23 protein-coding genes are annotated in these 22,941 nt (G+C 65.4%); 9 read left to right on the top strand and 14 right to left on the bottom strand.

Going from position 1 to position 22,941, the window contains the following annotated elements:
- Positions 1–13 precede the first annotated feature (13 nt).
- The gene (locus tag AB7535_RS42715; RefSeq protein ID WP_354114692.1) at positions 14–1,465 is read left to right on the top strand and encodes a glutamate synthase subunit beta; all 1,452 of its coding nucleotides are present in this window, start codon (positions 14–16) and stop codon (positions 1,463–1,465) included.
- Between the two features lie 208 nt (positions 1,466–1,673).
- On the opposite strand, the gene AB7535_RS42710 is transcribed toward AB7535_RS42715, so the two are convergent.
- A complete protein-coding gene (locus AB7535_RS42710) occupies positions 1,674–3,416 on the bottom strand; it encodes an outer membrane beta-barrel protein (RefSeq protein ID WP_354114693.1) in 1,743 nt (580 codons plus the stop codon).
- Between the two features lie 191 nt (positions 3,417–3,607).
- On the opposite strand from AB7535_RS42710, the gene AB7535_RS42705 reads away from it, so the two are divergent.
- The gene (locus tag AB7535_RS42705; protein ID WP_354114694.1) at positions 3,608–4,615 is read left to right on the top strand and encodes a KpsF/GutQ family sugar-phosphate isomerase; all 1,008 of its coding nucleotides are present in this window, start codon (positions 3,608–3,610) and stop codon (positions 4,613–4,615) included.
- 109 nt (positions 4,616–4,724) lie between these two features.
- Here the strand turns inward: AB7535_RS42705 and AB7535_RS42700 are convergent, their stop codons facing one another.
- The gene (locus AB7535_RS42700; protein ID WP_439037196.1) at positions 4,725–5,282 is read right to left on the bottom strand and encodes a carboxymuconolactone decarboxylase family protein; all 558 of its coding nucleotides are present in this window, start codon (positions 5,280–5,282) and stop codon (positions 4,725–4,727) included.
- Between the two features lie 72 nt (positions 5,283–5,354).
- On the opposite strand from AB7535_RS42700, the gene AB7535_RS42695 reads away from it, so the two are divergent.
- Entirely contained in the window at positions 5,355–5,681 is a 327-nt protein-coding gene (locus tag AB7535_RS42695) for a winged helix-turn-helix transcriptional regulator (protein ID WP_085398396.1), read from the top strand.
- 187 nt (positions 5,682–5,868) lie between these two features.
- Here AB7535_RS42695 and AB7535_RS42690 read toward each other — a convergent pair whose 3' ends face one another.
- From AB7535_RS42690 to hemH, 5 genes are all read right to left on the bottom strand, one after another.
- Positions 5,869–6,312 (bottom strand): NfeD family protein, encoded by a 444-nt coding sequence (locus tag AB7535_RS42690; RefSeq protein WP_028148102.1) that lies wholly within the window; start codon positions 6,310–6,312, stop codon positions 5,869–5,871.
- Between the two features lie 112 nt (positions 6,313–6,424).
- Entirely contained in the window at positions 6,425–7,429 is a 1,005-nt protein-coding gene (locus AB7535_RS42685; protein ID WP_071909416.1) for an SPFH domain-containing protein, read from the bottom strand.
- A gap of 195 nt (positions 7,430–7,624) precedes the next feature.
- A complete protein-coding gene (locus AB7535_RS42680) occupies positions 7,625–8,182 on the bottom strand; it encodes a hypothetical protein (RefSeq protein ID WP_245343907.1) in 558 nt (185 codons plus the stop codon).
- A gap of 76 nt (positions 8,183–8,258) precedes the next feature.
- Complete coding sequence (locus AB7535_RS42675; RefSeq protein ID WP_354114696.1) at positions 8,259–9,236, bottom strand: ABC transporter substrate-binding protein; 978 nt, start codon at positions 9,234–9,236, stop codon at positions 8,259–8,261.
- 11 nt (positions 9,237–9,247) lie between these two features.
- Complete coding sequence (gene hemH / locus AB7535_RS42670) at positions 9,248–10,285, bottom strand: ferrochelatase (RefSeq protein WP_354114697.1); 1,038 nt, start codon at positions 10,283–10,285, stop codon at positions 9,248–9,250.
- A gap of 82 nt (positions 10,286–10,367) precedes the next feature.
- On the opposite strand from hemH, the gene AB7535_RS42665 reads away from it, so the two are divergent.
- Positions 10,368–10,766: an MAPEG family protein gene (locus AB7535_RS42665; RefSeq protein ID WP_063985710.1), complete on the top strand. Its 399-nt coding sequence runs from the start codon at positions 10,368–10,370 to the stop codon at positions 10,764–10,766.
- 127 nt (positions 10,767–10,893) lie between these two features.
- On the opposite strand, the gene AB7535_RS42660 is transcribed toward AB7535_RS42665, so the two are convergent.
- The 4 genes from AB7535_RS42660 to AB7535_RS42645 form a co-directional block, all read right to left on the bottom strand.
- Positions 10,894–11,853 carry an IS5 family transposase gene (locus AB7535_RS42660; RefSeq protein WP_166348444.1) on the bottom strand — a complete coding sequence of 320 codons (960 nt, stop codon included), beginning with the start codon at positions 11,851–11,853 and terminating at the stop codon, positions 10,894–10,896.
- Between the two features lie 217 nt (positions 11,854–12,070).
- Positions 12,071–13,201 (bottom strand): nickel/cobalt transporter, encoded by a 1,131-nt coding sequence (locus AB7535_RS42655; protein ID WP_354114565.1) that lies wholly within the window; start codon positions 13,199–13,201, stop codon positions 12,071–12,073.
- A complete protein-coding gene (locus AB7535_RS42650) occupies positions 13,198–13,836 on the bottom strand; it encodes a DUF1007 family protein (protein ID WP_354114564.1) in 639 nt (212 codons plus the stop codon). Before AB7535_RS42650 ends, AB7535_RS42655 begins: the two co-directional genes overlap by 4 nt.
- A complete protein-coding gene (locus AB7535_RS42645; protein ID WP_354114563.1) occupies positions 13,836–15,917 on the bottom strand; it encodes a M3 family metallopeptidase in 2,082 nt (693 codons plus the stop codon). Before AB7535_RS42645 ends, AB7535_RS42650 begins: the two co-directional genes overlap by 1 nt.
- Before the next feature lie 137 nt (positions 15,918–16,054).
- Here AB7535_RS42645 and AB7535_RS42640 point away from each other — a divergent pair, with 137 nt between their 5' ends.
- From AB7535_RS42640 to AB7535_RS42620, 5 genes are all read left to right on the top strand, one after another.
- The gene (locus AB7535_RS42640; protein ID WP_041954176.1) at positions 16,055–16,309 is read left to right on the top strand and encodes a hypothetical protein; all 255 of its coding nucleotides are present in this window, start codon (positions 16,055–16,057) and stop codon (positions 16,307–16,309) included.
- Between the two features lie 674 nt (positions 16,310–16,983).
- The gene (locus AB7535_RS42635) at positions 16,984–18,126 is read left to right on the top strand and encodes a type III PLP-dependent enzyme (RefSeq protein ID WP_063985715.1); all 1,143 of its coding nucleotides are present in this window, start codon (positions 16,984–16,986) and stop codon (positions 18,124–18,126) included.
- Between the two features lie 145 nt (positions 18,127–18,271).
- Positions 18,272–18,859 carry a GNAT family N-acetyltransferase gene (locus tag AB7535_RS42630; RefSeq protein ID WP_354114562.1) on the top strand — a complete coding sequence of 196 codons (588 nt, stop codon included), beginning with the start codon at positions 18,272–18,274 and terminating at the stop codon, positions 18,857–18,859.
- A 133-nt stretch (positions 18,860–18,992) separates the two neighbouring features.
- Complete coding sequence (locus tag AB7535_RS42625; protein ID WP_028148114.1) at positions 18,993–19,382, top strand: RidA family protein; 390 nt, start codon at positions 18,993–18,995, stop codon at positions 19,380–19,382.
- A gap of 48 nt (positions 19,383–19,430) precedes the next feature.
- Positions 19,431–20,873: a homospermidine synthase gene (locus AB7535_RS42620; protein ID WP_354114561.1), complete on the top strand. Its 1,443-nt coding sequence runs from the start codon at positions 19,431–19,433 to the stop codon at positions 20,871–20,873.
- 78 nt (positions 20,874–20,951) lie between these two features.
- Here the strand turns inward: AB7535_RS42620 and AB7535_RS42615 are convergent, their stop codons facing one another.
- The 3 genes from AB7535_RS42615 to AB7535_RS42605 form a co-directional block, all read right to left on the bottom strand.
- Positions 20,952–21,692, bottom strand: a complete 741-nt coding sequence (locus AB7535_RS42615) for an acetoacetate decarboxylase (protein WP_354114560.1) — start codon at positions 21,690–21,692, stop codon at positions 20,952–20,954.
- Between the two features lie 94 nt (positions 21,693–21,786).
- A complete protein-coding gene (locus tag AB7535_RS42610; RefSeq protein ID WP_354114559.1) occupies positions 21,787–22,119 on the bottom strand; it encodes a hypothetical protein in 333 nt (110 codons plus the stop codon).
- A 101-nt stretch (positions 22,120–22,220) separates the two neighbouring features.
- On the bottom strand, positions 22,221–22,937 hold the full coding sequence (locus tag AB7535_RS42605) for an MgtC/SapB family protein (protein ID WP_063985720.1): 717 nt from the start codon (positions 22,935–22,937) through the stop codon (positions 22,221–22,223).
- Between the last annotated feature and the right edge of the window lie 4 nt (positions 22,938–22,941).

The raw sequence follows: 22,941 nt of genomic DNA, 5'->3' as shown, positions 1-22,941 counted from the left end.
GACTTCGGGTTTAATGGGCAAGATCACGGGTTTTCTCGAAATCGAACGGCATGACCGCAAGTACACCCCGGTCGCCGAGCGCGTGAAGCATTACAACGAGTTCGTCGTTCCCTTGACCGAGAAGGAAACGCGCGATCAGGCCGCGCGCTGCATGAATTGCGGCATCCCCTATTGCCACGGCACGGGCTCGGTGGCGCCCGGCACGCCCGGCTGCCCGGTCAACAACCAGATCCCCGACTTCAACGACCTCGTCTATCAGGGCAATTGGGAAGAGGCCTCGCGCAACCTGCACTCGACCAACAATTTCCCGGAGTTCACGGGGCGCATCTGCCCGGCGCCGTGCGAAGCGTCCTGCACGCTCAACATCGACGACAACCCCGTGACCATCAAGACCATCGAATGCGCGATCGTCGACCGCGCCTGGGACAATGGCTGGCTGAAGCCGGAAGTGGCGACCGTCAAGACCGGCAAGAAGGTCGCGGTGATCGGCTCGGGTCCGGCCGGGATGGCCTGCGCGCAGCAGCTCGCGCGCGCCGGTCACGACGTGCATCTGTTCGAGAAGTTCGCCAAGGCCGGCGGCCTGCTGCGCTACGGCATCCCCGACTTCAAGATGGAGAAGGGCGTCATCGACCGCCGCGTCAAGCAGATGGAAGGCGAAGGCGTCACCTTCCACTACAACAGTCATGTCGGCGCTGACGGCAATGTCGACCCGCGCGAGATGCTCAACGACTACGATGCGGTCGCGCTGACCGGCGGCGCGGAAGCCCCGCGCGACCTGCCGATCCCCGGCCGCGATCTTCAAGGCATCCACTACGCCATGGACTTCCTGCCGCAGCAGAACCGCCGCGTCTCCGAGGAGCCGCTCGGCGGCGTCCAGGAGATCCTGGCCGGCGGCAAGCATGTCGTCGTCATCGGCGGTGGCGACACCGGCTCTGACTGCATCGGCACCTCGCTTCGCCAGGGCGCGCTCTCGGTGACCCAGCTCGAGATCATGGCCGCCCCGCCCGAGCGCGAGAACAAGGGCCTGACCTGGCCGAACTGGCCGCTCAAGATGCGCACCTCCTCCAGCCAGGCCGAAGGCGCGGTCCGCGAATACGCCGTGCTGACGCAGAAGTTTTCCGGCGAGAACGGCCAAGTCAAGAAGCTGCACTGCGTGCGCGTCGACGACAAGTTCAAGCCGATTGCCGGCACCGAGTTCGAGCTCGATGCCGAGCTCATCCTGCTCGCGATGGGTTTCGTGCATCCCGTGCACGAGGGCCTCTTGAAGCTGCTCTCGGTCGATCTCGACCCGCGCGGCAACGTCAAGGCCAACACGCTCGACTATCAGACCTCGCGCCCGAACGTGTTCACCGCCGGCGACATGCGCCGCGGCCAGTCGCTGGTGGTGTGGGCGATCCGCGAGGGCCGACTGTGCGCGCGGTCGATCGATACGTTCCTGATGGGGAAGACGGATCTGTCGCGGTAGCTGCTCGGCTGGTTCTGCTGCCAGATTAGCAAACGGTGTCATCGCCCGGCTTGACCGGGCGATCCAGCATTCCAGAGACAGTTGTAATTGAAACGATAGGCCGCGGCGTACTGGATGCCCCGGTCAAGCCGGGGCATGACAGCGGAGTAGGTGGCGAGAGCGGAGCCGAACTAGGCCGCATACGCTCAAACGCGACGCACCGCCGCCCTCAATTCTGCAACCTCACCCCCACCATCATCACCGTTCCCTGCGAGCTCGAACCCGGCTGGTTCGAGTTCAGGATGTCGTGGCGGAGCGTGCCCTTGATCCAGAGGTTGCGGTTGAGCTTGTAGATCAGATTGCCTTCGAGCGAGTAGGTTTTGTCGTTGCGATTCTGGTTTTGGTAGTCGTAGGTGCCGTAGGTGAACTTGCCGACGGCGGTGAGCCAGCGGCGGAAGTCGTGATCGACCTCGATCCCGTAGGTGTGCACCAGCACGCCGGAGGAGCCGGGGACCGTGGACTCCGCGATCTGCGTGTCGGTGGCGAATTTAACCGTGGTCAGGCCGCTCGCATTCCAGATCAGCGAGCCCGCGGTGAGGAAGCCCGCGAGCTGGCTGAGGCGCGGGTCGACATAATTGCGCGCGGTATAGCCGACCGAGATCTCACCGATCAGGATGCGCGAGAACTCGAAGCTCGAGCCGACCTTGGCGTAGCCACCCGATGAATCGCGGAAATAGCCGTTGCGGTCGGCGGGCTGGTCGTGCACGCGACTGTCGCCTTCGATCTCGACGAACGGCTTCAGCCCCGGCTTGAGGTCGTAGGAGAAGCGGCCGATGCCGCCATACTGGTTGAAGTCGCGGTCGTCGTTGCTGAAGGTCGAGCCGTCGGTCAGCTTGGAATCGGTGTAGGCGGTGCGATCGACGGTGGCGCCGGCGGCCACCTGGAAGCGATTGAAGGTCTGGTCGAAGCCGAAGGTGCCGCCATAGCTGGCGTAGATCGGATATTTCTGCAGGCCCGCCTGCACGTTCGGGCTGCCGGGATTGTCGGTCGCGACCCGCAGCCGGAACTGCGAGGTGAGCTTGAGGTCGCGACTGACGTCAAAACGACCGTCGACATGGCCGGTGAAATCGGGGCGGTCGATCTCGACCGGCGACGGCGAGGCAAAGCCGTCGATCGTCGCCGGCATGTTGTTGGTGTAGCCGGAGAACGAGCCGCGCAGATCCGCGACCAGCGCGTGGCGCTCCCAGTCGGACATCACGAGAAGATCGGGCGCGACGACATAGGCCGGCGAGCCGACCGGCTTGTTCAGGCGCGCCGGATTGGTGTCGTAGCCGGCCGAGAGCTCGAGCCCGCCCTTGATCAGGAAGCTGCCGGCATAGTCGCCGACCGCTCCGAACGCATCGTCGTCGGCCTTGAGGCGGCGGCGCAGCGGCTGGCCGGGCACGGTGCCCGCCATCGCCCGCGGCACCGGCGCCTTGTTTGCGGTTTCCGACGGCGGCGGCGCGATGCGCGGCGGCCCTAGCGTCCGGTCCGGCGTTGCCGGCGGCACCGGCGAGCCGGGTCCGACCGGGCGCTTCGGCCTCGGCTGCCCGGGATAGAGCTTTGGCTGCTGCCGCTTGCGGTTGAGCGAGTCGTAGCCGGAGCCGCTGGCGCCGTTGGCGGCCGGCAGGCCGTAGGTCGGCACCTGGCCGACGCGCGAGGTCGCCGGCGCCTGCTGGCGCTTGCGCGGATCGGCATTGGGATCGGGCAGCGCCGGGAGCGCATCCAACGGCGCCTGCGGCACGCCCGCCGTGCGGCGCGTCGGCAGCGTGTCGGGCGCGGCAAAGCCGCCGCGGTTGGGATTGAACAGGTCGGGCGTGAGGCTCTGGGCGGCCGCCGGCGCGCTTCCGAGGGCGGTCAGCGCAAGGCACGGCAAAGCCGCGCGCAGGAAATGCCCGCGTTTGCTCCGGCCCGTGCCTGGAGGCGCCCCCACGATGTAAGAACTCCAACGAAATCAAAGACTTCCACGACGACCTCCGCCGGCGGGCGGGAACCATCGTTAATGGAGTTAAAACAATTATGGTTAATGACCCGTTTCGGGCCCTGGCGCTCTCGTCGCCTCGCCGGCCTCGGCATGCTAAGCAGGCGCCAACGGGCGAGCGCCCCTCCTCCCTGGACCTGAACATGCCGAGCTCGAAACCGCTGATGACCTCATCATCCGGCCCAACTCCCGACAGCGTCGAATCTGCGCTCCGCACACTGGAGACGGAGAGCGGCGGCATCAATGCGCTCGCCGCCGCCCTGCGCGGTCCGCTGGGCGCGACCTTCGCCAAGGCGGTCGACCTGATCCGCAACGCCAAGGGCCGCGTCATCGTCACCGGCCTCGGCAAGTCCGGCCACATGGCGCGCAAGATCGCGGCGACGCTGGCCTCGACCGGCACGCCGGCCTTCTTCGTCCATACCGCCGAAGCCGCCCATGGCGACCTCGGCATGATCACTGCGGACGACGTCATCATGGCGCTGTCCTGGTCCGGCGAGCAGCCGGAGATGAAGACCCTCGTGAACTATTCGGCGCGCTTTGCGATCCCCATGATCGCGGTGACGTCGAATGCGGCATCCTCGCTCGGCCAGGCCGCCGATATCGTGATCGAGCTGCCGAAGGCGCGCGAGGCCTGTCCGCACAATCTTGCGCCGACCACCTCGACGCTGATGCAGGCCGCGATCGGCGATGCCATAGCGATCGCGCTGCTCGAAGGCCGCGGCTTCACCGCGCTGGAGTTCGCGCATTTCCACCCCGGCGGCAAGCTGGGCGCGATGCTGAAATTCGTCCGCGACTACATGCGCACTGGCGCGGAGATCCCGCTCAAGCCGCTCGGCACCAAGATGTCGGACGCGGTGATGGAGATGTCGGCCAAGGGCCTGGGGTGCGTCTGCATCGTCGACGATGCCGGCGGAATCGCGGGCATCATCACCGACGGCGATCTGCGCCGCCACATGCGGCCGGATCTGCTGACGGCGTCCGTCGACGACATCATGACCAGGCAGCCGAAGACCGTGCCGCCCTCGATGCTCGCCACCGAGATGATCGAGGTGCTGAACACAAGCAAGATCACGACGCTGGTGGTGACCGAAGCCGACAAGGTGGTGGGCATCGTGCACCTGCACGATCTGCTGCGGGCGGGCGTGGCGTAGGGCCGCTCTTTCCACATCGTCATTTCGAGCGCAGCGAAGCAATCCAGACCGCCTCCGCGGAGACGGTCTGGATTGCTTCGTCGCAAGAGCTCCTCGCAATGACGAGCGGTTAGAGCGGTGCCGGAAACCTCACCGCCCTCTCCTCCAGCGGCAGCTTCAGCCCGTTCGCCAGATACGACACCGTGCGGTAGAAGCCGCACAGCAGCATGATCTCCAGGATCTGGGTCTCGTCGTAATGCGCCGACAGCGCGGCGAATTCGGCGTCGTCCAACGTCGCGCGGTGATGCAGCGCATCGACCGCCGCGATCAGCGCCTGCTCCGCCGGCGACCAGCACGGTGACGTCGCATCGCCCCGCGCGGTCGCGTGCACCTCCTCCTCGCTGAGCCGCGCCGACCCGGCGAAGATCGCGACATGCACGCCCCATTCATATTCGCATCCGGTCAGCGCGCAGGTGCGGTCGATCACGATCTCGCGCTGGCGCAGGGAAAGCGGACCGGGATCGAGCAGGCCGCCGGCGCGGAACTTGTCCCAGGCGCGGGCGTGGCCCGCCATCACCCGGAACAGCAGCAGCGGCGGCGCGCCGCGCATGATGCGGTCGAACTGCGCCTGGATCTCCGGGGGATAAGGCGGGACGAGCGGCGCGATCCGCGGCGTGGCCTGGGACATCAGCTGTCTCCGTTGCTACAATTATCGTAGCAACACGCTACATTATTTGTAGCACCGCGCAAGAGGGCCGGGATGGCGAAACAGGCAGCATCAGGGAGCCGCAACGTCCGCGGCTCGCGCACCGGCCGGCCGATCATGGCGCTGCTCGACCTGCTCGGCCGACGCTGGAGCCTGCGGATCCTGTGGGAATTGCGCGACCAAGCCCTCACCTCCCGCGCATTGCGCACCGCCTGCGACGAGGCCTCGCCGACGGTGCTGCAGGCGCGGCTGACGGAGCTGCGCGACGCAGGGTTCGTGGAGCTGGGCGACGGTGGCGGTTACGGGTTGACGGCACTGGGGCGGGAGCTGTGCGAGACGTTCATGCCGCTGCACCGGTTTGCGGAGAGGTGGAAGAGGTAGAATCTGGACGCAGCCGCGCGCTCCAATCTTCCTTCTCCCCCTGTGGGAGAAGGTGGCGCGAAGCGCCGGATGAGGGGTTGCTTCCGCGAATTCAGAAGCAAGAGATTCACTCGCGGAGAGATACCCCTCACCCGTCTCGCCGCTCTGCGGCGAGCCACCCTCCCCCACAAGGGGGGAGGGAAACAAACTACGCCGCGGCCACCGTCAAATTCGCACCGTCCACCTGCACCACCTTCACCCGCGTCCCGGCCGGCGTATCGGGCCCGGCCACGCGCCAGACCGTGTCGCCGAGGCGCACGGTGCCGTTGCCGTCGATGATCGGCTTCTCCAGCGTGAACTCGCGGCCGAGCAATGCCTCGCTGCGCTTGTTCAGGAAGGGGCTGGTGCTTGCGTCCAGCTTCGGCCGCGCGAGCCGGCGCCACACCGGCACGGCGGCGGCAGCGAAGATCGCGAACATCACGAGCTGGATCTGCCACGACACGGCGACAGCAAAGGAGATCAGGCCGACCAGCAACGCGGCGAGCCCGAGCCAGAACAGGAATACGCCCGGCGCCAGCACCTCAAGCGCCATCAGGATGAAGCCGAAGATCAGCCAATTCCAGGTGCCGAGCGATACGAACATGTCGGTCATGACACGACCTCTTTATGCTGGCGCATGCCCTGATCGGAAGACCGGTCCCCACTTTTCCGGGGCATGCGCTTTAAATTGCCGCATGCACTTTTCGAAAGTGCATGCGCTTTGATTACCCCTGTCGCGGCGGCACCGCCGGTGGCGTGGGGCCGGTCGTCGGCACCGAACCGCCGCGGCGGGCGGCGGCGGCCGCGGACGCCGCGCTTTCGCCGAACGTTGCCTTGGCGATCTCGCCGATGCCGGCGAGCGAGCCCAGCATGCTCATCGCCTCGACCGGAAGCATGATGACCTTCTGGTTCGGCGAGTCGGCCAGTTGCCCGAACGCCTTGATATACTTGTCGGCGATGAAATAGTTCAGCGCGGCGACATCACCCTTGGAAATCGCTTCGCTGACCATCTGGGTCGCCTTGGCCTCGGCCTCCGCGGAACGTTCGCGGGCCTCGGCGTCGCGGAACGCAGCTTCCTTGCGGCCCTCGGCCTGGAGGATCTGGCCCTGCTTGGCGCCCTCGGCGCGCAGGATCTCGGACTGGCGCTGGCCTTCGGCGGCCAGAATGTCGGCGCGCTTGACGCGCTCGGCCTTCATCTGCCGGCCCATGGCTTCGACGAGGTCGGCGGGCGGCACGATGTCCTTGATCTCGATGCGGTTGACCTTGAGGCCCCAGGGCGAGACCGCGGCGTCGACGACGCGAAGCAGGCGCTCGTTGATCTCGTCGCGATGCGACAGCACCTGGTCGAGATCCATCGCTCCCATCACCGAGCGGATGTTGGTCATGGTCAGGACCGTGATGGCCTGGGTCAGGTTGGAGACCTCGTAGCTCGCCTTGGCGGCATCGAACACCTGGTAGAAGGCGACGCCGTCCACCGTCACGGTGGCGTTGTCCTTGGTGATGACCTCCTGCTCGGGAATGTCGATCACCTGCTCCATCATGTTGATCTTGCGTCCGACGCGATCGAAATAGGGCACGATCAGGTTGAGCCCGGGGCTCAGCGTCTGGGTGTATTTGCCGAACCGCTCGATGGTCCAGTCATAGCCCTGCGGCACCGTCTTCACGCCGGCGACCAGCGTGACGATGACGAGCAACACCAGAACAATCGCGAAAACATCGAAACCGCTCATATTTCCTCCAAGGCGGGAAAGCCCTTTCCCGCGCTGTCATTGGTCGGGAACGCGACCTTACCGGTTCAGCGGTCACCATTCACGTCGGCGCGGAGCGACATTTCCACAAGAAGTACGGAGGCGGAACGATCGCCGATAAGTATTGTGAGAAAGCCCTTGAAAGGGCACGGAGGCAACCTAGCAACGGCCGGTGCCCTAGTTGGACCATGTAAAATTCACCGGCTTCAGCGCGGCGAGTTCGGGCCGCTCCTTTCGCAGCTTCGCCAGTTGGACGGCCGTCGGCCTTGTCTCGAAACTGCGTTGCTGCCCCGGAAAGACGGTCGCAACGTAATACAGTCCGGGGGCGGGAAGATCGATCTTGGGCGTATGCACCGGCACGAATCCCATCGACGCGCCATTCGGGAGATAGGTGCCCGGGCGCCCCGTCGTCGTATAGTTTTGCAGCTCAAGCCCCGTCGTTCCGACCGCGACTGGAATCGCAACAAAGCCGTCCGGAGCAAGGCTGATCCCTCGCGCATTGATCGCGGGAAAACCGTTGTGAACGAACTGAAGATAGTTGATCGTCTCGCTGCCGCCGTTTGCGACCAGGACAATGGCCGTATCACTCTTGACGGCACCGCCGGCCCGCACCGCTTCCGGATACATGGTCGACGCAACGTCCCCGGTCGTGTTGCAGCCAGCGAGTCCGCAGGCGACGACAGCCACAAGCAACAATCCCCGCATGTAATCGCGCCCGCCCCGTTCGAGCCGCATCGCTCGCGGCAACATCCCCGCCGTCATTCTGCCCCAGGAATTCCGGAATCACCAGTTGAAGGTAGCTTCGGCGTCCCTATTCAACCACGGTGTTGGCGAGCGCAAGCAGCGAGGGCGACATGGTCAGCCCCAGCGCCCTCACCGTCTTCAGGTTGATCGCGAGCTCGAATTTGGTGGGGTTCTGGACCGGCAGGTCGGCTGCCTGCGCGCCCTTCAGGATGCGATCGATGTAGTTGGCGGCGCGGCGAAGCTGCTCAGCGCTGTCGGTGCTGTAGGACATCAGCCCGCCCTCGTCGACGAAGGTGCGGCTCCAGAACACCGCCGGCACGCGGGCTTCACCGATTGCAGCCAGGAGCTGGGCGCGATTGGCCATGGTGAAGAAGTCAGGCAGCACCAGCAGGCCGCCGTCCTTCCGCGAAGCCAGCGCGGCGATCGAGCCAGCGTCGTGAACCGGCGCTGCCTCGACCGACACGTGAAGCGTCCGTGCGGCGTCCTCGATCGTGCGCAGCATCAGGGGCGCGAACGGCGCGGTGGCGGGATTGTAGACGACGAAGACGCGGGACACTTTTGGCGCGACCTGCGTCAGCATCTCCAGCCATTTGCCGGCGAGCGGGCCGTCGTAATCGGTGAAGCCGGTGATGTTGCCGCCGGGATGGGCGAGGTTTTTGACAAAGCCCTGGCTGACGGGATCGGTGACGACGGCGAACACGATCGGGATCGTCGTGGTGCGCTGGCGCAGCTCCTCGACCGACGGCGTGCCGACCGCGAGCAGGATGTCCGGCTTGAGCGCCACGAGTTCGTCGGCGAGGCGCGCGATGCGTGCCCGGTCGCCGGCGCCGCTGCGCCAATCGATCCTGAGGTTGTCGTGCTCCTTCCAACCATGGGCGGCGAGCGTCTCGACCAGGATCGTGCTGCGGGCCTGCCCGATCGCGTCATCCGCGGCCGTGACCGAGAGCACGCCGAGCCGCCGCGTCGCGTTCGGCTGTTGCGCCAGCACCGAGGCCGGCAGCAGGGCAATCGTCCCAAGAAGCGCCAGAAGCTCGCGGCGGTTCATGGGAGACACCATCAGATCCAGCCCTGAAGCTCGCGCAACACCAGGGTGCGGATCACGTCCATGCCGGGATCGCTGTCGTTGAGACAGGGAATCGCGGAAAACTGCTCGCCGCCATTATGCTTGAAGATCTCGGCATTCTCCTGCGCGATCTCCTCCAGCGTCTCCAGGCAGTCGGCGGAAAAGCCCGGCGTCACCACCGCGATGCGGCGCACGCCTTCCTTGGCCAGCCGCTCCATGGTCTTGTCGGTGTAGGGCTGGAGCCACTCGTCATTGCCGAAGCGGGACTGGAAGGTCAGCAGCAGTTTCGTCTCGTCCATGCGGAGCCGGCGGCGCAGCGCCTCCGTCGTGGCGACGCAGTGGGACTGATAGGGATCGCCCTTGTCGACATAGGATTTCGGCATGCCGTGGAAGGACGCCACGATCAGCTCCGGCGTGAACGGCAGCGTCGCCAGATACGTCTCGATCGAGATCGCGAGCGCCTCGATATAGGCCTCGTCCTCGTAGTAAGGCGGCGTCACCCGCAGGGTCGGCTGGTTACGCAAGCGGGCGAGCACGCGGAACACTTCGTCGCAGACCGTCGCCGAGGTCGAGGCGGAATATTGCGGATAGAGCGGCACGGCGAGGATGCGGTCGCACCCCTTCGCGATCAGCGCATCGATGCCGGACTTGATCGAGGGATTGCCGTAGCGCATCGCCCAGTCCACGACGACGTGGTCGCTGTCGGACAATGCGGCCGCAAGCTTGTCGGCTTGCGAGCGCGTGATGGTCTTCAGCGGCGACTCATTCCGCTCATTGTTCCAGATCTTCTGGTAGTCCAGCGCCTTGGTGCGGGGACGGCTGCGCAGGATGATGCCGTTGAGCACGAACTGCCAGACCAGCCCCTGGTCCTCGATGACGCGGGCGTCCGAGAGGAATTCCTTGAGATAGACCCGCACGCCGGGCGCATCGGCCGTATCGGGCGTGCCGAGATTGACCAGGAGCACGCCGACGCGCCGCAGGCCGGACCGGACGGCGGGCTTTTGCGCTGCGATGGGGGCAATTGTCGTCATGATCAGTTGCGTCGCGCGTTGCTCCGAACTTGTCAAGATGAGGTCGATTTCGCTAGGGTCGCGCCCAAGCGGGGAGGGGCTGATGACACTCGCGGAATTCTGCGTATTGGGAGCGCTGCTGCTTTATCTGGCGACGATCGTCTCGATCAAATGGACGCGGTTTCGCATCTTCGACAATTCCCGGCCGCGCGACCCCGCCTTCTTCGAGGATGCGCTGGCGCAGCGCGCGCTTGGTGCCCACCAGAACGGCATCGAGACCTTTCCGTTCTTCGCCTTCGCGGTGCTGCTTGCCGAATTCCGGGATTCGCCGCAGCGGCTGATCGACGAGCTCGCCGTGCTGTTCCTGATCGTGCGGATCGCCTACGTGCTGACCTATCTCGGCAACCGCCCGACGCTGCGCTCGATCCTCTGGAGCATCGGTTTTGCGATCAATCTCGGGATCTTCTTCATGCCGGCGCTGAAGCGGTTTTTGCCGGTGTGATCTTTCTTCCTTCTCCCCTTGTGGGCCTGTTGCGTTATCGGCTTTTGAGGCTGAAGACGTCAGGAGAGAAGGCCTTGGTCCTGGCAATGCCTGCGAAGATCTGTAGTTGTTGCCCTCAGCGGGCAGCTCACGCGGCGATCGTGGCCCACCGCCTCATGTTGAAGGCGATTGAGGCGAGCAGAACTTGCCCGGTCGCCTTGATCAGACCGACGTAGCGGATGCAGGTCAGCCGCATGCGGCGTTTGAGAGTAGCGAAGGTGGTCTCGACCTGGGCTCGGCGGCGCGCGATGAGGAGGTTGTAGCGTTTGAGCCTCGGCGGCAACTCCGGGTGATGCCGGTTGGGCCGACGAGCAATGCGGGGTTTCTTGCCCTCCGCCTTCAGCCGGGCCCGTCGGGCATGGGTGTCGTAAGCCGCATCGGCCCACACCGCAGCTTCATCGCCGCGGATCAAAGCGTCCGCCGGTGTCGTGTCGTTGATGTTGGCCGGTGTGGTCAGTACCGTGCGGATCAAGCCGGATCCTTCGTCGACACCGACATGGGCCTTGTAACCGAACGTCGTGCCGCTCTTGCCTTGCCGCTTGGTGAAGCGGGCGTCGGGATCGTTTGAGGGGCGATCCTCCTTCGGAGGAGCCGACACCGCCTGGATCAAGGTCGCATCCAGCATCGTGCCGCGCTTGAGGATGACGCCGGCATTTTCAAGCTGACGATCCAGCTCACCAAACAGCTTCTCCAGCAGGCCTTGTTCGACAAGCTGGTTCCGAAAGCGGTTCAGGACCGTATGGTCGGGCGTCGCATCCTCGAGGCTCAAACCGACGAAGCGCTTGAACGACAACCGGTCGCCCAGCGCTTCCTCGAGTTCGCGCTCCGAAAGACCATACAGCGACTGCAACAGCACAGCACGAAACAGCACCAGCACCGGATAGCCTGGTCGACCGGGGCTCCCTTCATCCCGCAAATGGCCGATCAGCTTCTCGAACCGGTACCACTTGACCAGGCCCGCCAGCCGATCCAGCGCCGCATTGGCGCCGGCCCCCTTCGGCATCAGCGCTTCCACAAAGCTCGGCTGTCCCGTCCGCTTGACCGCCATCGCTACCCTCCAAGGCTTTGCCCTAGGGAATCACAATTGACGAATTACGCAACAGGCCCCTTGTGGGAGAAGGTGGCGCGCGTAGCGCGACGGATGAGGGGTATCTCTCCGCACGATTCAATCGTGAGAGGTTTGCTCGCGGAGAGATACCCCTCACCCGTCTCGCCGCTACGCGGCGAGCCACCCTCCCCCACAAGGGGGGAGGGAAAGAGCAACCTTAGAAACACGTCGTCCGTTCGGCGGCGACGTAGCCGAACAACAGGCCCGCGCCGAACAGCAGCACGAGGCCGGCGGCGCCGAATTCGATGCCGCGCATGAACAGCGCGCCGCCGCCGTCGCTCCCGGCGCTGAGGCGGGCGGCGATGTCCTTGGCGGAGACGGCGACGACGGCGATGGCCGCGACCGTAATGGCGGTGCCGAGCCCCATCAGCAAGGTCGCGGCGATGCCGGCCCAGAACAGGCCCTGCGCGAGCGCGAACACCAGCACCAGGATCGCACCCGAGCAGGGCCGGATGCCGACCGTCAGGATCGCAGCGAACCCGCGCCGCCAGCCGCCGGGGCCGGCGAGCTCGCTCGGCGTCGGACCGTGGGAATGGCCGCAATGCTCGTCATGGACGTGGTCGTGTGCATGGTGGTGATGGGCGTGGGCGTGACCATGGTCGTGATGATGGTGATCATGACCGTGATCGTGGTCGTGATGATCATGGACATCATGGTGATGGCCGTGATCATGATGGTCATGCGGCACGCCGGCGATCGCCGGCACCTGCTGGACCGCCTGCAGCGCGCGGATGAACGTGCGGCCCTTGACCCAGACCAGCCGCAGGCCGAACAGCGCGATCAGGCCGTAGCTCGCGATCTCGATTGCGCCTTCCGCCTTGCACATGGTCTTGGCGGTCGCGTTCAGCACCCAGGCCGAGATGCCGACGATCAGGATCGCCACCAGCGACTGCATCAGCGCCGAGGCAAACGACAGCGCGATGCCGCGCCGCGCGGTCTCGCGGTTGGCGACGAGATAGGAGGCGATCACCGCCTTGCCGTGGCCGGGGCCGGCGGCGTGGAAGATGCCATAGGCAAAGGAGATGAAGAGCAGCGTCCACACCGCCGAGCCGTCGGACTTCGCGGCGCGAATGGTCGCCGACATCTGGCGATAGAATTCCGACTGCTTTGCCAACAGCCAGCCAATGACGCCGCTGGCCTCGGGCTCCGCGGCCTGCGCCGGGCGTGGTGCACCGAACGGATTTTGCGCGAGGAGATCGTGAAGCGCGGCGTCCGCCACACCCAGCACGACGACAGCCGCAGCGCAGGCAAGCAGCCCGCGTGCGAACGGGGAGAGTTGCGGCTTCAAGGGCAATCCACCGTGATCTTGTTGGCGAACATCATGCCGAAATTCGAGTTCTCACCGTTCAGGAAGGTCTGCTCGTTGAGCTTCTGCGCGGCGGCGGAGCCGTCGTTGGGACGATCGAGCTTCATCTGGCAGCCGGCGGGCGCGCCGACCAGCTTGACCGGATTGTCCTTGGCCATCTGGAAGTCGATGAAGTAGGAGCGGTCGAACACTTCGAGCACCAGCTGCTTGGGCTTGACCGGGTTCTTCAGCGGCAGCGTGAAGTGCAGGGTCAGCACGGTATCCTTGTAGTCGAGGAAGTAGTCGACCGGATCGTTAAAACGCTCCTTCTTGCCGTCGGCTCGCGCAAAGGTGAAGTAGGCGTATTCCTTCAGCGACTCGACATTGGTCTGCGCCAGCGGCCCGAGCTCCTCGCGCGTATAGGCGCCCTTGGTCTTACTCTCGAGCCCCTGCAGGGCATAGGCCGAGAACATGTCATCAAACGTCCAGGCGTGGCGGACGCCGGTGATCGAGCCGTCGGGCGCGTAGAGCAGCTCGCTGGTCGCGGTGATCCAGACATGCGGATGTGCGCTTGCCGCCCCCGCTGCGAACGTCATCGCAGCGGCGAGCAACAGGCCGAACAGGGCGCGCATGCCCATCAGGCCGCCTTCGCGCCATCGAGCAGGCCGCGCCGGCGCAGCAGCGCGTCGGGCTCCGGCGGGCGGCCGCGGAAGGCTTCATAGGCGGCCTCGGGATCGACCGATCCACCCGAGGAGTAGATGTCGTCGTGCAGGCGCTTTGCCACCGCAGGATCGAAGATGTCGCCGGCCTCCTCGAAGGCGCCGAAGGCGTCGGCGTCCATCACCTCCGACCACATGTAGCTGTAGTAACCGGCGGCATAATGGTCGCCGGAGAAGATGTGGCCGAACTGCGTGGGCCGGTGGCGGAGCGAGATCTCCTCGGGCATGCCGATCTTCTCCAGTTCCTTCTTCTCGAAAGCCCGCACGTCCTGCGCGGCGGAAGCCGGCTGGGTGTGGAATTCGAGATCGACCAGCGCCGAGGAGACGAACTCGACCGTGGCAAAGCCCTGGTTGAACTTTCGCGCGGCGAGGAAACGCTGGAGCAGATCGTCCGGCAGCGCCTCGCCGGTCTGGTAGTGGCGGGCGAACTGCTGCAGCACCTCGGGCCGCTCCTGCCAGTGCTCGTAGAGCTGGGACGGCAGCTCGACGAAGTCGGTGAACACCGCGGTGCCCGAGAGTGACGGATAGGTCACATTGGAGAGCATGCCGTGCAGGCCGTGGCCGAACTCGTGGAACAGGGTCCGGGCATCGTCGGGCGAGAGCAGCGAGGGCTCACCGTTCGCGCCCTTGGCGAAGTTGCAGACATTGATGACGAGCGGCGCGATCTCGCCGTCGAGCTTCTGCTGGTCGCGCAGCGAGGTCATCCAGGCCCCGGAGCGCTTCGACGGCCGGGCGTAGTAATCGCCGTAGAACAGCGCCTTGTGCTTGCCGTCCGGCCCCTTCACCTCCCAGACCCGGACATCAGGGTGCCAGGCCGGCACATCCTTGCGCTCCTCGAAGGTGATGCCGAACAGGCGGGTGGCGCAGTCGAAGGCGGCGGCGATCATGTGATCGAGCGTGAGATAGGGCTTGATCGCGGCGTCGTCGAAATTGGCGCGCTGGAGGCGGAGTTTTTCGGCATAGAAGCGCCAGTCCCAGGGCGCGAGCTTGAAATTGCCGCCCTCTTCCGTGATCAGCGCCTGCATCTCGTCGCGGTCGGAGAGCGCACGCGCACGCGCCGGCTTCCAGACCCGCTCCAGCAGGCCGCGCACCGCATCCGGCGTCTTGGCCATGGAATCCTCGAGCCGGTAGGCGGCGAAGGTCGGATAGCCCAGAAGCTTGGCGCTCTCCTCGCGCAATTGCAGGATCTCGACGATGGTGCCGTTGTTGTCGTTGGCATTGCCGTTGTCGCCGCGCGCCGTGAAGGCCTTGTAGACCTTCTCGCGCAGGTCGCGGCGGGCCGAGCTCTTCAGGAACGGCTCGGTCGAGGAGCGCGACAGCGTGACGATGGCCTTGCCGTCCATGCCGCGCTCTTCCGCCGCAGCCTTGGCGGCTGCGACGAAGCTCTCCGGCAGGCCCTCGCGGTCGGCCTCCCCCAACTCCATGAACCACTCCTGCTCGTCGCCAAGCAGGTGGTGGCTGAAGCCGGTGCCGAGTTGGGCGAGCTTCTCGTTGATCTCCGCCATCCGCGCCTTCGCCTCTTCGGAGAGGCCGGCACCGGAACGGTGGAACCGGGTGTAGGTGCGCTCCAGCAGCCGGAGCTGCTCGGGCGAAAGACCAAGAGCGGCGCGGTTCTCGTGCAGATGGGCGATGCGACCAAACAGCACGGCGTTCATCATGATCGGATTCCAGTGCCGCGCCATCCGCAAGGAGACCTCCTTGTCGATCTCCAGGATGGCCGGGTTGGAATGCGCCGAGACGAGGTCGTAGAAGACCGCCGCGACCTTGGTGAGGAGCTTGCCGGAGCGCTCCAGCGCCGTGATGGTGTTGGCGAAGTCGGCGGCCGCCGGATCGTTGGTGATCGCCGCGATCTCGGCGGAGTGGTCGGCGAAGGCCTGCTCGAAGGCCGGCAGAAAGTGCTCGGGCTTGACCTCGTCGAAGGGCGGGGTCGCAAACGGCGTCACCCAGGCCTTCAGCAGCGGGTTGGTCTCGGGGTCCGTGGTTTGGCGGGGGTCTGACATCGCAAGTCCCGGTTTTTGTGGCTCGATTGTTGGGGTCAGCTATAGCACGCGATGGGGCTTTTTTGGGCCATTTGCCCTTGCTCCCGGCCGCCTTTTCGGGGAGATTGCGGCCCTCGAAGCCACGGACCCCAAAGCTCATGAACGCGCCTGCCTCCTCTTCCCGTCAGATCGTCTGGCCAAGCGTCATCACTGTCGTCAGCGCGGCCATCCTGATCGGCGCCGAGGTGTTCGGCGCCGCGTTCGCCGGCGGCTGGGCGCTCGCGATCCTGTTCGGGCTCGGCGATCAGGGCACGCACATCCTCCAGGCTGTGCTGTTCGCGCTCGGCGTGCTCGTGATGACCGCGTTCATCCGCGCGGCTCAGCGCGTCGAGCCGTTCACGAAGCGCCGCTGACGCTTCCTCGCGCGCGCAAGACGCGCGCACGGCTGAGAAAACTTAACGCGCGTTCATCTTCCGCGCCGCTCGCGCAACACTGCGCAAGCAGATGTTAGGCAATTCTGTCCTCAGCCTAAAAAAATTCTTGCGAAGCTGAGTCAAAACGCTTATGTGCGCTCTTGCCCAATTTCGCACGTGCCTGTGGTCGTGTGTCAGTCGGTAGGTATCCGGACAAGAGGCCGGACAGCCGCCAAGGGGTGAAGAAGCCGAGGGGCTCTTCGGAAGTGCGGAAGTCGCGAGACCGAAAGGTCGGACGAGGAAGCAAACCCGGAGCGTCCAGCATCTCTCTCAAAGAGATGCCTAGTCGAAGGTGACTTCACTTTTTGCAACCGTGACTGGCAGCCGGAGGCGAACCGGCGCACCCCGCTCTCAACGGGGGACGCGACTTAAAGCAACGACGGATCGGGCTTTTTTGGTCTCTACCGGCAGTCCAACGCCGGCGCGGGCTACTGAAAAGGCTTGTCCTTCATTGCCAGGTGTGCGGGCGGGAAATTCCCAACCAATCCACGGCAGCACAGTCTGATGTGAGTCTTTGGCTCGTCACGCCTCCATCGCGTGATCTGGCCGGAGCGCTCTTATCCGACGACATTTTTTGAACGGATCCCCGTCGCTGGGCCGTTTGGGAGAGTGCTATGACCGAACGTATTCAGGAATTCCTGCGCAACCGCCGCAGCGAGGGCCGGGACACCGAGCCTTGCCTCGTGGTCGACCTCGAGGTCGTGCGCGACAACTACCAGACCTTTGCCAAGGCGCTGCCCGACAGCCGCGTGTTCTATGCCGTCAAGGCGAACCCGGCGCCGGAAGTGCTCTCGCTGCTGGCGTCCATGGGCTCCTGCTTCGACACCGCGACGGTCGCCGAGATCGAAATGGCGCTCGCCGCGGGTGCGACGCCCGACCGCATCTCCTTCGGCAACACGATCAAGAAGGAGCGCGACATCGCGCGCGCCTTCGCGCTCGGCATCCGGCTGTTCGCGGTCGACTGCGTTCCTGAGGTCGAGAAGGTCGCCCGTGCCGCTCCCGGCGCGAAGGTGTTCTGCCGCATCCTCTATGACTGCGCCGGCGCCGAATGGCCGCTGTCGCGCAAGTTCGGCTGCGACCCGGAAATGGCTGTCGACGTGCTCGACGTTGCCAAGCGCCTGGGCCTGGAGCCGTGCGGCATCTCCTTCCATGTCGGCTCGCAGCAGCGCAAGGTGAAGGCGTGGGACCGTGCGCTGGCGATGGCCTCGCAGGTGTTCCGCGACTGCGCTGAGCGCGGCATCAACCTCTCCATGGTCAACATGGGCGGCGGCTTCCCGACCAAGTACCTGAAGGACGTGCCGCCGGTGGTCACCTACGGCCGCTCGATCTTCCGCGCGCTGCGCAAGCACTTCGGCAACCAGATTCCGGAGACCATCATCGAGCCGGGTCGCGGCATGGTGGGCAATGCCGGCATCATCGAATCCGAAGTCGTGCTCATCTCGAAGAAGAGCGACGAGGACGAGGTGCGCTGGGTGTATTTGGACATCGGCAAGTTCGGCGGTCTCGCCGAGACCATGGACGAGTCGATCCGTTACGCCATCCGCACCCCGCATGACGGTGCGGACATGACGCCGTGCGTGCTCGCAGGCCCGACCTGCGACAGCGCCGACGTGCTGTACGAGAAGAGCCCGTATCCGCTCCCCGTCACGCTCGAGATCGGCGACAAGCTGCTGATCGAAGGCACCGGGGCCTATACGTCGACCTACTCGGCGGTGGCGTTCAACGGCATCCCGCCGCTGAAGACGTACCACATCTGATTTGCCACATCTGACCCGCCTCTCGTTCTGAGGCCTGATGAACCCGGGAGCCGGTCCGCCGGCTCCCTTCCTGACATTGCCATTCTGACGACGTCTTGAGCCGGCGTGCTTCTCGCACGCGGGTTCAAGCGGGGACTGACGCGCCATGACTGCTTTTCGGAAGCCACAAGTCGCCCTCACTTCGAAAGCCGCTCCGTTCGCGATCCGTGCGGAACGTGCTGCCGACGTCGCCGCCCGTGAAGCGCTGCTGGATGCAAGCTTTGGCGAGAACCGCCATGACCGCACCTGCCAGCGCCTGCGCGACGGACGTGCACCTGCCGCAGGCCTTGCCCTGTCGGCTGTGCGCGAGGGGACACTCGTGGGAACCGTGCGGCTGTGGCACGTCAGCGCCGGAGGCAGGCCCGCTTTGGTCCTCGGACCGCTGGCGGTGCACCCTGCCTTCCGCGAGCTCGGGATCGGCGCCGCGCTGATGCATCAAGCGCTGGCCGCCGCCCGGGCACGCGGGCATGCCGCCGTAATCCTGCTCGGCGATGCCCCCTATTACGCCCGCTTCGGCTTCTCACCCGGGAAGACCGGCGCATTGATGCTGCCCGGCCCGTTCGAGCGCGATCGCCTGCTGGCGATCGAATTCCAGGCCGGTGCGCTGGATGGCGTTGAGGGGATGATCGTCCCGACCGGCGCGGCCCTGCCCAAACGGAGGGTAGTTCGCGCCCTCCAGGCGCACGCGGCCTAAGGGATTGCCATGATGGCGACGACCTAAGCCGCATTCCGCGGCGATGCGCGCGTGCCCATTCCTTTAGGGTTGCGCGGGCCAGAGAAACGCCCTTTAACCCGCCAAACACCCCCTTCAGTCGAGGCCCACGACCATGTCCCGTCGCCTGATCTCCACCGGCTCTCCCCTCGAGAAGACCGTCGGCTACAGCCGCGCCGTGATCGACGGCGAGTTCGCCTTCGTCGCCGGAACCACCGGCTATGACTACACGACGATGACGATGCCATCAGATGTCACGAGCCAGTCACGCAACTGCTTCAAGACCATCGAAGCCGCCCTGAAGGAGGGCGGATTCGAGATGGCCGATATCGTCCGTGCGACCTACTACGTCACCGACGCCAGCTACATCGATGCCCACTTCGCCGTCTGCGGCGAGGTTCTCGGCGACATCAGGCCGGCTGCGACACTGCTTGTCGTCAGCGCGCTCGCCAAGCCCGAGATGAAGGTCGAGATCGAAGTCACCGCCAAGCGCCGCAGCGCCTGATCCACCCCCCACCCTTTGTCTGCCAGCACGTTCCGGAGAAACCATCCCATGAGCCACCCCTCGCAGATCTACGCGAAGATCACTGGTCCCATCGTCATGGTCGGCTTCGGCTCCATCGGCAAAGGCACGCTGCCGATGATCGAGCGGCATCTCGATTACGACAAGTCGCGCGTCACCGTGATCGATCCCAAGGACGAGGGACGCAAGGCGCATTGCGAGAAGCAGAACGTCCGCTTCATCCAGAAGGCCGTGACCAGGGACAATTACCGCGAGTTGCTGACCCCGCTGCTCACCGAAGGCGGCGGCCAGGGCTTTTGCGTCAATCTCTCGGTCGATACCGGCTCCACCGACATCATGGAGCTCTGCAATGAGCTCGGCGCGCTCTATATCGACACCGTCAACGAGCCTTGGCTCGGCTTCTATTTCGATTCCTCGAAGGGCCCGGAAGCGCGCTCCAATTACGCGCTTCGCGAAGTAACGCTGGCCGCCAAGAAGGCGCGCCCCGCCGGCTCGACGACGGCCGTCTCCTGCTGTGGCGCCAATCCCGGCATGGTCTCCTTTTTCGTCAAGCAGGCGCTGCTCAATGTCGCCGCCGATCTGAAGCTCAATGCCCCCAAGCCGAAGACAAAGGCCGAGTGGGCGGACCTTATGCGGCAGGCCGGCATCAAGGGCATCCACATCGCCGAACGCGACACCCAGCGCTCCAAGTCGCCGAAAGAGCCTGACGTCTTCGTCAACACCTGGTCGGTGGAAGGCTTCCTGTCGGAAGGCGTTCAGCCGTCCGAGCTCGGCTGGGGCACCCATGAAAAATGGAAGCCCGAGAATGCGCGCACCCACGAAGCCGGCTGCGGCGCCGCCATCTATCTGATGCAGCCCGGCGCCAACACGCGCGTGCGCACCTGGTGTCCGACCCGCGGCGCGCAGTACGGCTTCCTCGTCACCCACAACGAGTCGATCTCGATCTCCGATTACTTCACGGTGCGCGACGCATCGGGCACGGCGGTCTACCGGCCGACCTGCCACTACGCCTATCACCCGGCCGACGATGCCGTGCTGTCGCTGCACGAAATGTTCGGCCGCGCCGCGAAGATGCAGGAAAAGCACCACATCCTCGATGAGAACGAAATCGTCGACGGCATCGACGAGCTCGGCGTGCTGCTGTTCGGCCACGACAACAATGCCTATTGGTACGGCTCGCAGCTCTCCATCGAAGAGACGCGGAAGCTCGCGCCCTATCAGAACGCGACCGGCCTGCAGGTCACCTCCGCCGTGCTCGGCGGCATGGTGTGGGCGCTGGAGAACCCGAACGAAGGCATCGTCGAAGCCGACGAGATGGATTTCGATCGTCTGCTGGAAATCCAGCTGCCGTATCTCGGCCCGGTCAAGGGCTTCTACACCGACTGGACGCCGCTGACGGATCGTCCGGGACTGTTCCCGGAAGACATCGACACGAGCGATCCCTGGCAGTTCCGGAATGTCCTGGTGCGTTGATCGCGCACCACGCCTGATCGATCATGATGCCCGGCCTCGCGCCGGGCATCTCGTTTCGCGACCTATCATTTGGCCAAGTTACTTCGCCAAGTAATCGAACGCCACGCTGCCGAGCCCGAGCGTCAGGTCCGCTTTGAAATGCAGCGCCGAGACCACCTCGCGCACCGGCAGGCGGGCGACGTCGCAGAGTGCGTGGGGAAACAGGCCGAGCGCGGCAGGGCCGGTCCAAGCTTCCTTCAGCACGACATCATCGAGATGAAACCGCACCAGCTCGCAGATCCGCGGGCTGCCGTCGACATGCGGGATGATCTTCAGGATGAAGTTCGGCGCCGCCATCGATTTCAGCACCATGTCGTGGTCGACCTTGCGGTGCTTGTAACCCATCGTGGCCGAGGCGCAGAGGACCGAGCCGTAATGCAGCGAACCGACCAGGACGTCGCTCTCGATCGCGATCTTGGGCCTAGCGAGCTTCTTCGGAAAGCCCCACAGCTCGCGGCCGCCGGCGATCGGGGCCTCGTCGTCCAGATACATCGCGTGGGTGTAGCCGCCCTCCTCGCCCTTGAAGCGGACCGGGATCACCTGCCCGGTTTCGGTGTAGTCGCCGAATCCGGTCGAGTCGGGCATGCGAATGAATTCGTATTTCACCACCGGCTCCGCTACCTCGAGCGGCTCGGGCACGATGGCGGCGAGGGCTTCGGGATCGGTCCTGTAGGTGATGATGAAATATTCGCGGTCGAAGAAGCGATATGGCCCCGGCGGGAATGCCGGGTTGGTGAGCGGCATCGAATAAGCGGTGCGGCGGACGTCTTCGATCTTCATGGGAGGCCCCATCTGTCGTTGGCGCGACAGATTATGGAACGGGCCGGTTGCCGAGGCGAGATCAAATGCGCGTCACAATACGCCGGCCGCCGGGCTACTTCTCCTTGATCGGCGGCGCGATCTTCTCCGCGGGCGCCGCCGGCAGTGCCGGCTTGGTCGCCGCGCCCTGAGTCTGCGGGTCGGGGCGCGCGGGCTCGGGGGCCGGCGTGGTCGGCCGGTCGCCGCCGGGCTTGGCTTCCGCGGGCGTCTTGTCCTGATCGCCGGATGGCGTGCCTTGGAGCGGTTGCGTCGCCTGCGCCGTCTGCGTCCGGCTCTCGGCCCGGATCTGCGCCAGCGAGAGGCCTGACACCACGACGCCTGCTGCGAACAGCGAGCAGGCGATCATCAGGTCGCGTTTCAGTCTGCGCTTGTCATTTGGGCCGGGCATGTCGATCACCGCCTTTATCCGCGGGATCAACGAACTTGCCCGACTGCGGTTCCGTGCCGGACGAGGCGGGAACCGTGCCTTCGCACGCCAAAACGCCGCGCTCAGTCTGAGGTGTTAACCTCCCAGGTGGCGTGGCGCACGCCCGGCAGGTGCTGGAGATCGGTCGCCACCGCGTTCAGCTCGTTCGGATCGACCGCGGTCGCGACCAGCTTTGCGACAATCTCGATCAGGTCATCCCCAGTCTCAACCACGTCGATATCGGCCACCGGATATTTCGCGGCCTCCAGCTTGTCGACGAGCCGGTCGCGCATGTCGGGCAGGGCGTCGGCCGCGACGGCCAGCTTGAAATAGTAGGTCGCCTCCGAGGTCTTCTCGTTCAGCGGAATGCGGTTGATGGCGTTGACCAGTGGGCGCAGCATGGTGTTGCCGGCGATGACGAACACGGTCAGCGCGGCCGCCTGTGCGACCATGTCGGCGCCGGCGCAGGAGCCGACCGCGGCCGAAGCCCACAGCGTCGCCGCGGTGTTGAGCCCGCGCACGTCCATGCCCTGCTTCATGATGACGCCGGCGCCGAGGAAGCCGATGCCTGAGACGACATAGGAGATCACGCGGACCGCGCCGTCGGCGCCGGTCAGGTGCATGGCGAGATCGACGAAGGCGGCGGCACCGACCGCGACCAGCACGTTGGTGCGCAGGCCCGCGGTGCGCTGGCGGTACTGCCGCTCGGCGCCGATCAGCGTGCCCAGCACGAAGGCCGTGAACAGGCTGACCAGCGTGTCCGCGAAGTCAGCAATCTGGAAGGTCGTCAAAAACCGCATGGTC

The sequence above is a fragment of the Bradyrhizobium sp. 956_D2_N1_4 genome (assembly GCF_052076025.1).
Classification (GTDB): domain Bacteria; phylum Pseudomonadota; class Alphaproteobacteria; order Rhizobiales; family Xanthobacteraceae; genus Bradyrhizobium; species Bradyrhizobium barranii.
Note: the sequence above shows the minus strand (reverse complement) of the source record. Positions and strands in the feature narration are given on the sequence as shown.

Excerpts from the sequence above, each read along its gene's own strand:
- AB7535_RS42715 (WP_354114692.1), top strand. The coding sequence starts at position 14 with ATGGGCAAGATCACGGGTTTTCTCGAAATCGAACGGCATGACCGCAAG.
- AB7535_RS42705 (WP_354114694.1), top strand. The coding sequence starts at position 3,608 with ATGCCGAGCTCGAAACCGCTGATGACCTCATCATCCGGCCCAACTCCC.
- AB7535_RS42700 (WP_439037196.1), bottom strand. The coding sequence starts at position 5,282 with ATGTCCCAGGCCACGCCGCGGATCGCGCCGCTCGTCCCGCCTTATCCC.
- AB7535_RS42695 (WP_085398396.1), top strand. The coding sequence starts at position 5,355 with ATGGCGAAACAGGCAGCATCAGGGAGCCGCAACGTCCGCGGCTCGCGC.
- AB7535_RS42690 (WP_028148102.1), bottom strand. The coding sequence starts at position 6,312 with ATGACCGACATGTTCGTATCGCTCGGCACCTGGAATTGGCTGATCTTC.
- AB7535_RS42685 (WP_071909416.1), bottom strand. The coding sequence starts at position 7,429 with ATGAGCGGTTTCGATGTTTTCGCGATTGTTCTGGTGTTGCTCGTCATC.
- AB7535_RS42680 (WP_245343907.1), bottom strand. The coding sequence starts at position 8,182 with ATGCGGCTCGAACGGGGCGGGCGCGATTACATGCGGGGATTGTTGCTT.
- AB7535_RS42675 (WP_354114696.1), bottom strand. The coding sequence starts at position 9,236 with ATGAACCGCCGCGAGCTTCTGGCGCTTCTTGGGACGATTGCCCTGCTG.
- hemH (WP_354114697.1), bottom strand. The coding sequence starts at position 10,285 with ATGACGACAATTGCCCCCATCGCAGCGCAAAAGCCCGCCGTCCGGTCC.
- AB7535_RS42665 (WP_063985710.1), top strand. The coding sequence starts at position 10,368 with ATGACACTCGCGGAATTCTGCGTATTGGGAGCGCTGCTGCTTTATCTG.
- AB7535_RS42660 (WP_166348444.1), bottom strand. The coding sequence starts at position 11,853 with ATGGCGGTCAAGCGGACGGGACAGCCGAGCTTTGTGGAAGCGCTGATG.
- AB7535_RS42650 (WP_354114564.1), bottom strand. The coding sequence starts at position 13,836 with ATGGGCATGCGCGCCCTGTTCGGCCTGTTGCTCGCCGCTGCGATGACG.
- AB7535_RS42645 (WP_354114563.1), bottom strand. The coding sequence starts at position 15,917 with ATGTCAGACCCCCGCCAAACCACGGACCCCGAGACCAACCCGCTGCTG.
- AB7535_RS42640 (WP_041954176.1), top strand. The coding sequence starts at position 16,055 with ATGAACGCGCCTGCCTCCTCTTCCCGTCAGATCGTCTGGCCAAGCGTC.
- AB7535_RS42635 (WP_063985715.1), top strand. The coding sequence starts at position 16,984 with ATGACCGAACGTATTCAGGAATTCCTGCGCAACCGCCGCAGCGAGGGC.
- AB7535_RS42630 (WP_354114562.1), top strand. The coding sequence starts at position 18,272 with ATGACTGCTTTTCGGAAGCCACAAGTCGCCCTCACTTCGAAAGCCGCT.
- AB7535_RS42625 (WP_028148114.1), top strand. The coding sequence starts at position 18,993 with ATGTCCCGTCGCCTGATCTCCACCGGCTCTCCCCTCGAGAAGACCGTC.
- AB7535_RS42620 (WP_354114561.1), top strand. The coding sequence starts at position 19,431 with ATGAGCCACCCCTCGCAGATCTACGCGAAGATCACTGGTCCCATCGTC.
- AB7535_RS42615 (WP_354114560.1), bottom strand. The coding sequence starts at position 21,692 with ATGAAGATCGAAGACGTCCGCCGCACCGCTTATTCGATGCCGCTCACC.
- AB7535_RS42610 (WP_354114559.1), bottom strand. The coding sequence starts at position 22,119 with ATGCCCGGCCCAAATGACAAGCGCAGACTGAAACGCGACCTGATGATC.
- AB7535_RS42605 (WP_063985720.1), bottom strand. The coding sequence starts at position 22,937 with ATGCGGTTTTTGACGACCTTCCAGATTGCTGACTTCGCGGACACGCTG.